14 protein-coding genes are annotated in these 12760 nt (G+C 43.4%); 7 read left to right on the top strand and 7 right to left on the bottom strand.

Going from position 1 to position 12760, the window contains the following annotated elements; translation table 11 throughout:
• The first annotated feature begins 93 nt into the window (after positions 1-93).
• The 4 genes from NJ959_RS16860 (at position 94) to NJ959_RS16875 (ending at position 3422) form a co-directional block, all read left to right on the top strand.
• Positions 94-303 carry a translation initiation factor IF-2 gene (locus tag NJ959_RS16860; RefSeq protein WP_254012902.1) on the top strand — a complete coding sequence of 70 codons (210 nt, stop codon included), beginning with the start codon at positions 94-96 and terminating at the stop codon, positions 301-303.
• A 206-nt stretch (positions 304-509) separates the two neighbouring features.
• Positions 510-998 (top strand): photosystem II cytochrome c-550, encoded by a 489-nt coding sequence (psbV, locus tag NJ959_RS16865; RefSeq protein WP_254012903.1) that lies wholly within the window; start codon positions 510-512, stop codon positions 996-998.
• Between the two features lie 210 nt (positions 999-1208).
• Positions 1209-1706, top strand: coding sequence for a photosystem II cytochrome PsbV2 (psbV2, locus tag NJ959_RS16870; protein WP_254012904.1), 498 nt, complete (start codon positions 1209-1211; stop codon positions 1704-1706).
• 189 nt (positions 1707-1895) lie between these two features.
• Complete coding sequence (locus tag NJ959_RS16875) at positions 1896-3422, top strand: hypothetical protein (protein WP_254012905.1); 1527 nt, start codon at positions 1896-1898, stop codon at positions 3420-3422.
• A 189-nt stretch (positions 3423-3611) separates the two neighbouring features.
• On the opposite strand, the gene NJ959_RS16880 is transcribed toward NJ959_RS16875, so the two are convergent.
• The 3 genes from NJ959_RS16880 to lipA all read right to left on the bottom strand — a co-directional run bounded on the left by NJ959_RS16880 (position 3612) and on the right by lipA (position 6226).
• A complete protein-coding gene (locus tag NJ959_RS16880) occupies positions 3612-4316 on the bottom strand; it encodes an actin-binding WH2 domain-containing protein (RefSeq protein WP_254012906.1) in 705 nt (234 codons plus the stop codon).
• Positions 4317-4414: 98 nt separating this feature from the next.
• Positions 4415-5119, bottom strand: a complete 705-nt coding sequence (locus NJ959_RS16885; protein ID WP_254012907.1) for an actin-binding WH2 domain-containing protein — start codon at positions 5117-5119, stop codon at positions 4415-4417.
• Between the two features lie 237 nt (positions 5120-5356).
• Positions 5357-6226: a lipoyl synthase gene (gene lipA / locus NJ959_RS16890; protein WP_254012908.1), complete on the bottom strand. Its 870-nt coding sequence runs from the start codon at positions 6224-6226 to the stop codon at positions 5357-5359.
• Positions 6227-6378: 152 nt separating this feature from the next.
• Here lipA and fghA point away from each other — a divergent pair, with 152 nt between their 5' ends.
• Positions 6379-7230, top strand: coding sequence for an S-formylglutathione hydrolase (gene fghA, locus NJ959_RS16895; RefSeq protein WP_254012909.1), 852 nt, complete (start codon positions 6379-6381; stop codon positions 7228-7230).
• A gap of 298 nt (positions 7231-7528) precedes the next feature.
• Here fghA and NJ959_RS16900 read toward each other — a convergent pair whose 3' ends face one another.
• Both NJ959_RS16900 and NJ959_RS16905 read right to left on the bottom strand, forming a co-directional pair.
• Positions 7529-8509, bottom strand: a complete 981-nt coding sequence (locus tag NJ959_RS16900; RefSeq protein ID WP_254012910.1) for a 3'(2'),5'-bisphosphate nucleotidase — start codon at positions 8507-8509, stop codon at positions 7529-7531.
• Positions 8510-8766: 257 nt separating this feature from the next.
• A complete protein-coding gene (locus NJ959_RS16905) occupies positions 8767-9573 on the bottom strand; it encodes an inositol monophosphatase family protein (protein ID WP_254012911.1) in 807 nt (268 codons plus the stop codon).
• A gap of 392 nt (positions 9574-9965) precedes the next feature.
• On the opposite strand from NJ959_RS16905, the gene NJ959_RS16910 reads away from it, so the two are divergent.
• Positions 9966-10433, top strand: a complete 468-nt coding sequence (locus NJ959_RS16910) for a CBS domain-containing protein (protein WP_254012912.1) — start codon at positions 9966-9968, stop codon at positions 10431-10433.
• A 144-nt stretch (positions 10434-10577) separates the two neighbouring features.
• On the top strand, positions 10578-11255 hold the full coding sequence (gene nblB / locus NJ959_RS16915; RefSeq protein ID WP_254012913.1) for a phycobilisome degradation protein NblB: 678 nt from the start codon (positions 10578-10580) through the stop codon (positions 11253-11255).
• A gap of 197 nt (positions 11256-11452) precedes the next feature.
• On the opposite strand, the gene NJ959_RS16920 is transcribed toward nblB, so the two are convergent.
• Together NJ959_RS16920 and NJ959_RS16925 are read right to left on the bottom strand one after the other, a co-directional pair.
• Positions 11453-11674, bottom strand: coding sequence for a hypothetical protein (locus NJ959_RS16920; RefSeq protein ID WP_254012914.1), 222 nt, complete (start codon positions 11672-11674; stop codon positions 11453-11455).
• Between the two features lie 226 nt (positions 11675-11900).
• Positions 11901-12656, bottom strand: a complete 756-nt coding sequence (locus NJ959_RS16925; RefSeq protein ID WP_254012915.1) for a HEAT repeat domain-containing protein — start codon at positions 12654-12656, stop codon at positions 11901-11903.
• Positions 12657-12760: the final 104 nt, after the last annotated feature.

Below are 12760 nucleotides of genomic sequence, written 5' to 3' on the forward strand. Positions count from 1 at the left end.
ACTCCCCACTCCCTAACTCATTAAGGAAAGAGGTCGCAACAGTGGCATCATATTAATGCAGTGACTTAATCTTTCTTCAGTTAGCCGAGTGTTATGGGGTTTGCAGACCTGTCGATTGCGGATATTGCCGCCGAATATGACCTTCCCGTTGGGGAGGTTTGTCAATTATGCGAGCAATTGGGCATTGCTTACAAAACTCAAGAAACTAACCTTGCCTTGGAGGATGCGAAAGCAGTTATTTCTAAGGTTTTGTCTCAAAGACAAGGGATAGTTACGCCGGAGAGTAGGGAAAATAGCGATTAACCTACCATCTGTCAACCATAATTTGGGGGAATATTACACCCAAACCAATACCTTTTGAGGATAGCATCCCTGGACAAAGAGTCTTTAGACCCCAACAGTTTGGTTGACTGGAATGCCCCTAGAAGTAGAGGATAGGGTAAAGATTGATTCAGTGCCGTGTCGAGCATTAAAAACCCACGAGCCAAATTTTTAAAGGAGAACCAAGAATGAAGCGATTAATCTTGCTTGCTGTAGCGACATTATTCTTTGCCTTTCAACTGGCAGTCCAAAATGTAGCAGCAATTGAACTTGACGAAGCCACCCGTACCGTGAAATTAAACGCAGCCGGGGATACAGTTGTCGTCAGCCTGGAACAAATCAAGGAAGGTAAACGCATATTTAACGATACCTGTGCCCAATGTCACGCTCAGGGAGAGACGAAAACTGATCCCAATGTGGATTTGGGCGGTGAAGCTCTGGCTTTGGCGTTCCCCCCACGGGATAGCATCGAAGCCATTGTGGACTTCTTGAAAAATCCCATGAGTTATGACGGGGAATACGAGATTAGCGAATTCCACCCCAGCATAAAGAGTGCTGATATCTTTACAGAGATGAGAAATTTCTCAGAAGATGACCTCTATGCAGTTTCCGGACATATCTTGATTCAGCCCAAAGTCCAGGGGGATTTATGGGGCGGTGGTAAAGCCGTGCGCTAATTACCTGAAGGTTGAAGGTTGAAGGTTGAAGGTTGGAGGTTGAAGGTTGGAGGCTGAAGGCTGAAGGCTGAAGGCTGAAGGTTGAAGGCTGAAGGTTGAAGAATTAAATAAAAAATAGTTTTAATCTTTCCCCTTAACCCTTAACCCTTCATACTTCATCCTTCATCTGTGAAAACCGCTACCATAGTTTAAAATCACTTTCAATAGTAAATGCTACGTCAATTATTCCGCTCAACTCGCTGTCTGTTGCTGGTTTTATTCATCTACATGAGCCTCTTGACTGTCAGCTCACCTGCTCATGCCGGGATCGACAAATATGTTAGACAATATTTAAGGGTGATAGAGCCAGTCGCCCTGGATCTAGATGGACAGGGACAGACGAAGGAATTCTCACCAGAAGATTTATCTGCTGGCAAAGAACTATTTCAAAATCATTGCTTAAATTGTCATGTTGGAGGAGCGACATTACCCAATCCAACAGAGTCTCTGGCATTGGATAGGTTAGCAGGTGCTACTCCCCCCCGCGATAATATTAACGGGTTAGTCGCTTTCATGAGGGAACCCATGACCTACGATGGCACTATGGAAAGTTTTTTCTGCCGCCGAGTACCGGAAACTTGGATGCCGCAGGAACAAATCGAAAAGTTAGCTGCTTTTGTCCTTAGAGCAGCCCAAAAAGCTCCGGGATGGGGAGCTGAACAGTTCTAACTAATTAAAAGTAACATACGATCGTGTAGAGAAGTTGCTCCCAGTTGGTTTTGTAGGTTTCCAATCAAAAAACCTGCAATGAGTGTTTCAATTTAGAATTAATCTTATGTTGCATAGACCTTTCCCCTCCTTTCCTCTCATCGCTAACCTGATTACAGGTTTAGCGAGAGTCTCCAGGAGGTCCCAAAGATGACAACGGTAACACAAGTCCCTCTATCCTCAGACACCCTCAGTCCAGCAGAATCTACCACAGTAGAGCCTCTGTTTGGCAACTCGCCAGAAACTGAATCTGCCGAAAGTACTGAGATACCCACACATGAAGAGGGTTATGCCTACTCTTGGCGTGGGGTAAATACCGAGTCAGATTCTGATACTGAATCCGCACAGACACCTGCGACAACCCGAAAACCGGGGACATCCCAAGTGAAAGGCTATTGGCAGCCTTTTCTGGTAGCAGGTGTCGGATTAAGTTTAGTATTTTTCTGTAGCACTCTTTATCTACTCAGTCGTCCCTGCGCGATGGGGAAATGTCTGTCAATTCCAGTCGCGCAAAAATTAAATCAAAAGTCCTTAAAAACTCTGGCTAAACCGGAATCGGGCAAAGCTGTGCTAGAAGCCCAAGGAGAGTTAGAAAATGCAATCGCATTACTAGAACCGATTCCGCCTTGGTCTAGCTATTATACCCAAGCTCAAGATCTACTCAAAACCTATCAGGCTCAGTCAGAAACCGTTGATGAGGCAGTTAATGCCCTGAAAATAGCCGCCAGAGCAGGTTATAATAGCCAAAATCCCCCTCATTCAGAGTCAGAGTGGATTGCAATAGCGAGTCTATGGAGAGAAGCGATCGCACAACTAGAAGAAGTACCCAGAAATAGTAAGCTTCATCCCCTAGCGAAACAAAAAATTAAAGCCTATAAAGCTAATTTAGCCCAAACTGAGCGGCGACTCCTCGCAGAGCGACAGGCAAAGGCAACTCTGGTATCAGTCAAACAAGCCGCTCAAATGGCAGCAGTACGTCAAGGTATCGCTCAATCATTATCTGACTGGCAACTTGTCTATGCTACCTGGCAAACTGCAACCCTCCGCATCAAGCAGATTCCCCAAGGTACGACATCATACAACGAGGCTCAACAGTTATTGTCCCTCTATGTACCTCATATAACTCATGCTCGCAATCGCAAAACCGAGGAACAATTTTCCGCCAACGCCTACACTCGAGGAGTGAATCTAGCTCAACTCGCCACCGATTCTCAATCTGATAATCAATGGTCCGTGGCATTAGTTCACTGGCGCAATGCCTTGACTTATGTCAGACAAGTTCCTCGTAACACTTATTACTATCGCAAAGCTCAGGCACTAATTAAACCCTACCAAGGAGCTTTAAATCAAGCCCAAGGACAGTTATTTTTGGCAGTTAAAGTCCAACAAGCTCGCAAAGATTTAACTCAAACCTGTGGAGTAAAAAACCCAATTTGTACCTTTGCGATTACTAATAAAATTATCAAAATTAGGTTGGCTCCCGCTTATGTTAAAACGATGCAAAAAAAGGCATTTGAAGCTCAATCTAAGGGAGATATTAGAACTCATTCTAGTGTTGTGAATCAGATATCGATATTAGAGAAAGCTCTGCAAGCGATTAGCAATAATTCCGGAATCCGGGTGGAAATCTATTCTCCTGAAGGGTTGTTGATTCAGTCACACAATCCGAGAAGATGAGGGGAGTGGGGAATGGGGACAAATTTATCCAATCAAAAATAACTACAAGTTAAAACCCGCTATATCTCATATTTTACAGCTCTTTCTAGGTATGTGAGGTACAGAGAAACCCGGTTTCTTAAAGAAACCGGGTTTCTGGGGTATACTTCATAAACCTGCAATCTGCTGTATGATGATTGGCGACACTAATTAACGAATACCTAAAATTTGTCCAATTGCTTGCATCAAACTCAAATAAAAGTTTCCTTCCATCTCGCGAAATAGCACAAATTCCGTTCCTGGATTACCAAAAAATGGACGCAAAGTCCATGCTAACTGCGTACCAACAAAAGCATAAAGAATTAACCAAAACTGTAAAATACTCATCCGGGTTTCTTGTCCTTCCTCATCGTCTTGGGATAGCATCCGTATTCCTTGATAAAGGAATTTTACACCAATAAAGCCTGTGATGCTAAAAACAGCCACATTTAACAAGACAAAAAACTGATAGTTATTAGTAGATATGAGGAAAAACAGAGATATTGGGGCAAAACTGAAGAGTAACACGCTAATTACCGAAACCGCCGTTATCAGCATCGCAAAATACTGCCCAAAACTTTTGCGCGAGCCAAATAATACGTTAAAAAAGTATAATGTGGGGAAACAAATAATTAGAGTAATTAGGTAAAGCCCTGGTAGCTTTATCCCTGAAGATAATGCCTGCTGCCAACTATGAAAGGAGCCAATAATCCCACCATAAGTAGCAAAAAAGATCGAACTACAGATGAGAAGCGCTGTAACCTTACTGTCTAATTTGATACCTTGGCGAATCTCGTCAAGGAATAAACTGCGATCGCGCAGTAGTTCGATTACAGTGGTAAAGTATCTCGTAGCCTGAGATTGACGTTGAACCATGTTTTTATCCTCGCTGGATTTATTAGTCTGCGCAGGCAGACTATGTTTGTGTAGCTGCGATTTCCAATCGCCAAGGCTTTGTTAATGCCTAAAATCGATTAATGAAAACCTAAAATTTCCCCAACAGCTTTAACAATATCAAGGTAAAAATTGCCCTGCATCTCCCGAAATAGCTCAAATTTACTACCGGGATTGCCAAAGAAGGGGCGCAAAGTCCATGCTAACTGCGTACCAACAAAGGCGTAAAGAATTAGCCAAAACCGCAAAATATTCATCCGAGTATCCAATCCATCTGTATCCTCTACCGACAAAAGCCGCATTCCTTCATAAAGAAACTTGATCCCAATAAAGCCTGTGATGGAAAAAATGGCAACATTCAAAACCTTATAAAACTGATAGTTATTGGTGGAAATCAGGAAAAATAGAGTAATTGGCGCAAAGCTGAATAGTAAGACACTAATTACTGACACCGCTGTCAGAAGCATAGCAAAATGCTGTCCAAAGCTTTTGCGCGAGCCAAATAATATGTTAAAGAAGTATAAGGTGGGGAAACAAATGATGAGGGTGATTAAGTAAAGGGCTGGTAGCTTAATTCCTGAAGATAATGCTTGCTCCCAACTATTGAAGGAGCCAATAATCCCACCATAAGTAGCAAAAAAGATTGAACTACAGATGAGAAGTGCTGTAATCTTACTGTCTAATTTGATACCTTGGCGGATTTCTGCAAGGAATAAGGAGCGATCGCGTAGTAGTTCGATTACAGTGCCAAAATATCTCGTAGCCTGCGATTGACGTTGAACCATGTTTCTATCCCCTAGAAGCTATCACTGTTGTAGCAAAAATCAATCCTTAACTGTCTAGGAGGATATTCCTCTGGCGATTTGTACCTTATGCAGTTATGGGCTAGGGGCTAGGGAGGAGGAGACAAGGGAGACAAGGGAGACAAGGGAGACAAGGGAGACAAGGGAGACAAGGGGGACAAGGAATAAATTGTTTTAACTCCTCCTCTTTCCCCATTACCAATTACCCACTCCCCATTTCTACCGAGGATAAAGCCTCATCAACTTCCGCACTTCTTCCGCATGATAGGAGCTACGAGTCAGGGGAGAAGAAACTACCTGCAAAAATCCTAAAGATTCACCGAATTCTCGCCAACTATCAAACTGTTGTGGTGTGATGAAATCAGCAACACCCAAATGCTTTTGACTCGGTTGTAAATATTGTCCAATCGTCAGGATATCGCAACTTACTCCCCGTAAATCCGCCATTACTTCCCGGATTTCGCTGTCAGTTTCTCCCAATCCCGCCATAATGCCAGATTTAGTATAAATCGAAGGCGCTAAATCCTGGGTACGTTGCAGGAGTTCGAGCGATCGCAGATAATCTCCTTGAGGGCGTACTCGCCGATAGAGTCGGGGTATAGTTTCGGTATTGTGGTTAAGTACTTCAGGTTTACTTTGGATAATAATTTCTAGGGCATCCCAATTACCACACAAATCGGGAATCAAAACTTCAATAGTCGTATGGGGGGAGACAGCCCGAATCCCTTCAATACAGCGCACAAACTGAGAAGCACCACCATCAGGCAAATCATCCCGATTCACCGAAGTAATCACCACATGGTTTAATTTCAGCCGCCGCACCGCTTCCGCTAGGCGTGTCGGTTCAGTATAATCGAGAGGTTGAGGCTTTTTCTCAAAATCAATATCACAATAGGGACAAGCGCGGGTGCAAGCAGGCCCCATAATTAAAAAGGTAGCTGTACCAGCATTAAAGCATTCTCCGATATTGGGACAAGAGGCTTCCTCACATACGGTATTGAGAGCTAAATCCCGCAATATTTCTTTAACGTTGCCAACGCGCTCCCACTGGGGGGCTTTGACTCGCAACCACTCTGGCTTAACTACCACTACTCGCTCCTGCTACTGTATCTCTGTTTTATGGTAACTTGAATCCCCCACCTGCTTAAAAGTATATATGGCAAGCCATAGCCCGCCTGTGAGAAAATAGAGTTTTTAACTCTAATACCTGCCTCTACTAGAAATCTCCACAAACCAAACCCATGGATACAGCCCCTAAACTAGTCTCCGAAAATCGATGCTTCGGCGGGAAAGTCGGCTTTTACACTCACCAGTCTCAGACATGTAAAGGTAAAATGCGGTTTTCTGTTTACCTTCCCCCCCAAGCATCCGAAAGACGACTCCCTGTTGTCTATTTCCTATCTGGTTTAACCTGTAATGAAGAAAACTTTATGGCAAAATCTGGGGCACAGCAATTTGCTGCTAAATATGGGTTAATGCTAGTAGCACCAGATACTAGCCCTCGCGATACGGGAATTCCAGGTGAGGATGATGAGTGGGATTTGGGTACGGGTGCGGGTTTTTATGTGGATGCTACTGTTCAACCTTGGGCGGCACATTACCAAATGTACAGCTACATTGTTGAGGAATTGTCGTCCATTATTGCCGAATATTTTCCGATTGACATTGAGCGACAAGGGATATTTGGTCATTCTATGGGGGGGCACGGTGCATTAATTTGTGCTTTGAGAAATCCGGATCTATATAAATCAGTTTCCGCCTTTGCTCCTATTACTGCACCAATCCATTCTCCTTGGGGGCAAAAAGCTTTTACTCATTATTTAGGCTCCGATCCAGAAAGCTGGAAACTTTATGATGCTAGTGAATTAGTATTAAGTATTGGTTATAAACGTCCGATTCTAATTGACCAAGGCACAGACGATCCTTTTCTTGAAAAAGAGCAATTACTACCTCTTATATTTGCCCAAGCTTGCGAAAAGGCTGGCGTAGCTCTGACGTTGCGATTGCAACCAGAATATAATCACAGTTACTATTTTATTGCTTCTTTTATTGAAGACCACATTCGTTATCATTGGGAGGCATTGAGGAATTAGAAGGTAATTTATTGGGTAGGGTGCGTTGTCGCCTTGGCGCAACGCACCACTTCTGTTAAACATGTCAAATATAGCAACCGCCACAGCGGTTAGGACATTCTCAGAAGCGTAAATTTTAACAAGGGGCTGAGATCCCCTTGTCCTAAGCGCCTTGGCGAGTGCTATATCTGATGGAAGCTGTATATCACGACTATCATCTGACTCAGGTCCGTTGTAGCGCAACGCACCCTACGCTACTCAGGTGCGCTGCGCTACAACACACCATACATATAGAGATTTTGCGTAAGCTCTGTTTTGATTAACCGCCACTACTTAAAGCAGCTAAAACCGTATCGTGAATTGCACCACTACTGACAATTACGCCCTGATTCTCAACTAGTTTGGCACTGAGAGAAAAATTCAGTGGTTTGCCGTACATATCTGTAACGCGCCCGCCTGCTTCTTCAACTACAATTGTTCCTGCTGCATGATCCCAAATCTTTTCTCGATAGTCGGGAGTCTTGGGTGAGGGTAAACGGAGGTAAAGTGCGGCACGCCCTGAAGCTACTGCGCCATACTTAGCTTGAGAATCCATCCGCAATGAAGATGCTGTAATTCCGACTGCTTTTGCAATGGCATCTTGTCTTCCATGATCTCCATGTCCTGATTCTACACTCTCGACAAAGCGCATATTTGCTACATCATCTGCCGCTGTGACACGAATGGGTTGGGCTTCCCCACCAGACAGAGGCATCATCGTTGCCCCTTCACCGCGTACTGCTACAAATAATACTCCCTTTTCCCCATCAGGTCGATCTAAATCTACAGGCAGTGCTGGACAAGCTAATACTCCCAGTTTCACTTCACCCAATTCTACCAAAGCCAAAGCCACTGCATATTGATCTTGACGTAGGAACCCTTTTGTGCCATCAATCGGATCTAGTGTCCAATAGCGTTCTCCAATCTCACTATTACCGCGATCGATCCAGTTTAATACGTCATCAGAAGTGACATCACCCACCACAGATTGGACATAGCTAGTGACTTGGGCAAGTTGGTTTGCCATAGTTGGTTGCCGTAATTCGGCGGCATTTTCTTCCCCTATTACCAAGTCATTGGGAAAGGCTGCGGCGATTGCGCGGCAGATAACTGCCTGAGAGCCAAAATCAGCGACGGTTACTGGACTTTTATCGCTTTTTTCAATAGATTCGGGCACTCTTTCGGTGCGAACTTTTTCACACAATTTGGCTGCTGCTAGTGCTGCCTCAATCGCTACCTGCTTTTCTTGTTCGTAAGACATGCTGAATTAGGATCTCCTTGGGTTAATTGCGATTAGACTATCTTTACAGGCGTTTTTCTAATCGATCGGCAACAAATAACAGAATAACATTTATATTTCTCCAATAAAGATGCTCACCCGGCAGGCAGGATGCCTGCTCTACGTGAATTTTGGGAGATGTTTATTGATTTTGTCGCGCCTGTGCTAAGAGTTATGAATTTACAGGGATTGAGCTGGAGTCTATATTAGGCTCAATTTCTGAACTTTCGAGCTATAACCTACTCAATTTTGAGGAATGGTTTGAACAGATTTACCAATTCAGAATTACTGGCAACTAGAGTGGGAAACTTCCGCTGACTGTAATCTTTTCCTACTTCTAGAGGAAAAATTGGTTCTGATTCTAGGGGAACCCAAATACCACCTGCTGCTTGGACAATTACCCAAGCTCCAGCAATATCCCAAATTTTCGGTGTTGCTTCCACACCGCCGAGAACAGCACCTGTCGCTACAGTGATAAAGTTATAACTGGCAACACCTAACATCCGAATTTTACAGGGGAACGGTTGTTGCAAAAATGACACACTTCGAGAGCAAAGGTTAAAAAAGTGATTGCTACTGAGTTCATCTGGGCTACTGTGAATCGGAAATTGATTCATAAATGCACCCAGTGGTAACCCAGTTAAGCCTGATTCTCCATACCAAAAGCCATGAAAGGATTGCCCAATGGGTGGAAAATGGACATAACCAAAGACTGGTGTGCCGTGATAAAGTAATCCTAGGGAAATTCCCCAGATGGGAATTCCCCGCGTGAAGTTGGTAGTGCCATCCAAGGGATCGATTACCCAGCACCATTCCGTATCCGGAAACTCGTGTTGCCCCTCCTCGCTCAAGATACCATGACTGGGAAAATGAGCAGAAATCGCATCCCGAATTGCCTCATCCGCCCAACGATCCGCTTGCGTGACTAAGCTACCATCATCTTTTTGGGATGCTTGTACCTGCCGGAAATCCGGGAGGAGGCGAGTACCGACGTGGTTAGCGGTTTCTCTGGCAAAATCGACAATCTCTGCCCAAAACTTATCCATAAAAGCCTAACTGATGAAGGATTAACCCTAAAAAACTCTAACATAAACTTTCCTCTCTATGGATTGACTATTAAATCTACTAATTCTCTAGATTGAGTATTGACTCGCAGGAGGATAATTTATAAAAATTTATAATTTATCAGCGTAGATGGTACAAAGGAGAAGTGGAAACACTGGATTCCGGTTTACTCCGTTTCCCCGCTACACAACTAATATGTAAAGTTATTCAACTTATCGAAAGGTAAGTATCCTCAATTGTGATAAGTATGAGGAATGATTCAATAGATATCTCCAGAAAAGATTCTTAAAGGCAGGTGATATGCCTGCCCCACATGGATTTTTGGAGATGTCTGATCGAGTCCATAACTCAGAAAAGAAGAAAGCCCCAGAATATGACTAAAATCGTTGCCGATATCATGAGCCGCAACCCCATTGTGGTGAACCCTGAAACCCCAATCAAAGAGGCGATGAAAATACTTGCCGAACGCAGGATTAGTGGGTTACCAGTAGTGGATGAAGCTGGTAAATTAGTGGGTGTGATTTCAGAAACTGACTTGCTTTGGCAAGAAACGGGTGTGGAACCCCCAGTTTATATCGTATTTCTCGATAGTGTTATTTACTTGGAAAACCCTGCCCGTTACGATCAAGAACTCCATAAGGCTTTAGGACAAACTGTTGGTGAGGTAATGACTAGTCACCCCATTAGCGTCAAGCCGGATCAATCATTACGGAAAGCTGCCAAGCTAATGCAGGAAAAGTCAATCCGCCGTCTCATGGTAATTGATGATGAAGGGAAAGTAATTGGTATCCTTACTCCCGCAGATATTATACGGGCAATGGTAGCTGAATTAGAAGAGTAAAATGGCTAATGGCTAATGGCTAATAGCTAATGGCTAACAAAAATTTCTATTGCCTACTCCCCATTCCCCATTCCCTATTCCATCACAAACAACAAACAACAAACAACAAACAACAAACAACAAACAACAAATAACAAATAACAAATGACTATAACTCGTGAATCTGTCCAAGAATTGCTAAAATCTGAGAAATTTAACGATCGCATTACTGGTATCAATCAACTACGTCAACTAGACGCATCAGTGGCATTCGAGCTAATTCAACCTGTACTAACCGATAGTAATGCTCGCGTCAGATATGCCGCAATCAGCCAACTCGATACCATCGGAGATCGGGATTTACCAGCTACATTAGCAATATTACGCGATCGCCTTTTTAATGACTCAGAGCCAGATGTCCAAGCAGCAGCCGCTGATGTCTTAGGCGCATTGAAACTGACAGAAGCCTTTGAGGATTTGCAGCAGCTCTATCACCAAACTCCGGAGTGGCTCGTCCAGTTCAGTATTATTGCTACATTGGGAGAACTTGGGGATTTACGTGCCTTTCCACTTCTAGAGGAAGCACTCACCTCCCCAATTGAACTAGTGCAAACGGCGGCAATTAGTTCTTTCGGAGAATTGGGAGATACCCGTGCCATCCCCATTTTAATTCCTTTTGCCACTAATTCTGACTGGCAAATTCGCTATCGAGTGGTGCAAGCTTTGGCTAGACTGGGAGGAGCAGAAGTGCGAGCTACTTTAGAGGCGTTGGCGAATGATACTGTTGAGCAAGTGGCGAGTGAAGCGAAACAGTCTTTGGCCGCAAGTTGCGACAACCAGTAGGTGTTTTTTCAGATGCTTCAAAATTAATGGCTGTATTCCTTATTCTGCAAGGGTTTGCAGCCATTTAAGTTTTTTTGAGGTTGTCGCAAAGTCTGAAAAGCTTGCTGGTAATAGGTTTGAGTGATTTTTAATCTGTGCCTCCAAAAAGCGATATAACCAGAGATTAGAATCTATAAATATTGTTTGATTATTCATTATTATCTATAGTTAATTTCATCTCTTGTTAGTTTTGCTAAACCTTTAACACTAATGGGATTTTGTGCTAATCGATCCATTAAACTTAACTCTCGCCCTTGTTCATTTTGCAAACTAATCGCGACTTTCACCTCGCTTCCATCAGTTAAATTAGTTTGGTATTCTTCGGGAATTTCAATAATTCCTTGTTTAACTTTGGCAGTAAATTCAACTAAACTAACCATTTAATTCTCTCCATATTATTCAGCTAAATCGATAATTTATTTATCTTTAAAGCCATTTTCTGCTAGATCATTAGCATTAGATTTGGACTTAAACAAATATCAAACCAAAATAAATATCAAACTAGCTTTACAAGCCACAAATATGTCCGTATTATAGTTTATCGAGGCCATTCTCCATAAAAAAAGTTAATATCAAATCAAATAACTTTCAGGAAATCAAAAAAATCTATAAAAACCCTTCCAACTCAATCGCCTCAATCAATTGTAAAGCACGAGGATCGCCCAATTTCAAAAGTGCCGCCTTCGCATCTTCTCGCACTCCCATTTCCTCATCTTCAGCAAAAGCTTCAATCAAGCCATCAACAGCACCAGCATAGATAGCATTAGAAGGCATTTCCCGACATAATTGTCCTAAAGACCAAGCACAATTACTCCGCACTGCTGCCATGGGATCTTGCTTGAGGGCAGTAATCAAGGGCGGAATCGATGCTACCATATCCTGATACTCCAACATCCCCATCTGTGCCAGAGAACTTGCAGCCCACAAACGTACTGCGGAGATATCAGTTTTCAGCGCATCAATTAAAGATGGTAATGCACGACGATCCCGACAATTTCCCAATGCCCAAACCACCCCTTTCCGGACATAACCATTCCAATCCCGGTTAAGCTGGTTAATTAAGGGTTCCACTGCTGCGGGACTTGGATTTCTCCCCAGAGCATAGGCGGTACTCACCCGCATTAAAGGGCAAGCATCAGTCAAAAGGTTAATTAAAAGAGGAATAGCCCGCTCATCCTGAATTTCGCAAAATGCTCTTGTTGCCAGGATTTGCTGCGATTTTTCAGGAGCAGTCAATAGGGCTAGCATTTCGTCTGGATCGGGTTTTTCGACTTCTGAGTCGGAATCAACAGACTCTAAGGCATCCAGAGGGCTTTCTAGCTCTTCCTCTATATCGATTACACTGAGATCGTCATTATACATATCTGTTGACACTCCCCGCTCTAAAGAGACGGGGATTCTTAAGGTTTTCCAACCTTAATATCCTGTTTTCACAGGTTCCCAGGCTCATTACGTTTGCCACAAGG

This window comes from Limnofasciculus baicalensis BBK-W-15, from assembly GCF_024178385.1.
In the GTDB taxonomy this organism is placed as follows: Bacteria; Cyanobacteriota; Cyanobacteriia; order Cyanobacteriales; family Coleofasciculaceae; genus Limnofasciculus; species Limnofasciculus baicalensis.

Bases quoted from the DNA above. Each gene is read 5' to 3' on its own strand.
- NJ959_RS16880 (WP_254012906.1), bottom strand. From the start codon at position 4,316: ATGGTTCAACGTCAATCTCAGGCTACGAGATACTTTACCACTGTAATC.
- nblB (WP_254012913.1), top strand. From the start codon at position 10,578: ATGACTATAACTCGTGAATCTGTCCAAGAATTGCTAAAATCTGAGAAA.
- NJ959_RS16860 (WP_254012902.1), top strand. From the start codon at position 94: ATGGGGTTTGCAGACCTGTCGATTGCGGATATTGCCGCCGAATATGAC.
- NJ959_RS16885 (WP_254012907.1), bottom strand. From the start codon at position 5,119: ATGGTTCAACGTCAATCGCAGGCTACGAGATATTTTGGCACTGTAATC.
- NJ959_RS16900 (WP_254012910.1), bottom strand. From the start codon at position 8,509: ATGTCTTACGAACAAGAAAAGCAGGTAGCGATTGAGGCAGCACTAGCA.
- NJ959_RS16910 (WP_254012912.1), top strand. From the start codon at position 9,966: ATGACTAAAATCGTTGCCGATATCATGAGCCGCAACCCCATTGTGGTG.
- fghA (WP_254012909.1), top strand. From the start codon at position 6,379: ATGGATACAGCCCCTAAACTAGTCTCCGAAAATCGATGCTTCGGCGGG.
- psbV (WP_254012903.1), top strand. From the start codon at position 510: ATGAAGCGATTAATCTTGCTTGCTGTAGCGACATTATTCTTTGCCTTT.
- psbV2 (WP_254012904.1), top strand. From the start codon at position 1,209: ATGCTACGTCAATTATTCCGCTCAACTCGCTGTCTGTTGCTGGTTTTA.
- NJ959_RS16875 (WP_254012905.1), top strand. From the start codon at position 1,896: ATGACAACGGTAACACAAGTCCCTCTATCCTCAGACACCCTCAGTCCA.
- NJ959_RS16920 (WP_254012914.1), bottom strand. From the start codon at position 11,674: ATGGTTAGTTTAGTTGAATTTACTGCCAAAGTTAAACAAGGAATTATT.
- NJ959_RS16925 (WP_254012915.1), bottom strand. From the start codon at position 12,656: ATGTATAATGACGATCTCAGTGTAATCGATATAGAGGAAGAGCTAGAA.
- NJ959_RS16905 (WP_254012911.1), bottom strand. From the start codon at position 9,573: ATGGATAAGTTTTGGGCAGAGATTGTCGATTTTGCCAGAGAAACCGCT.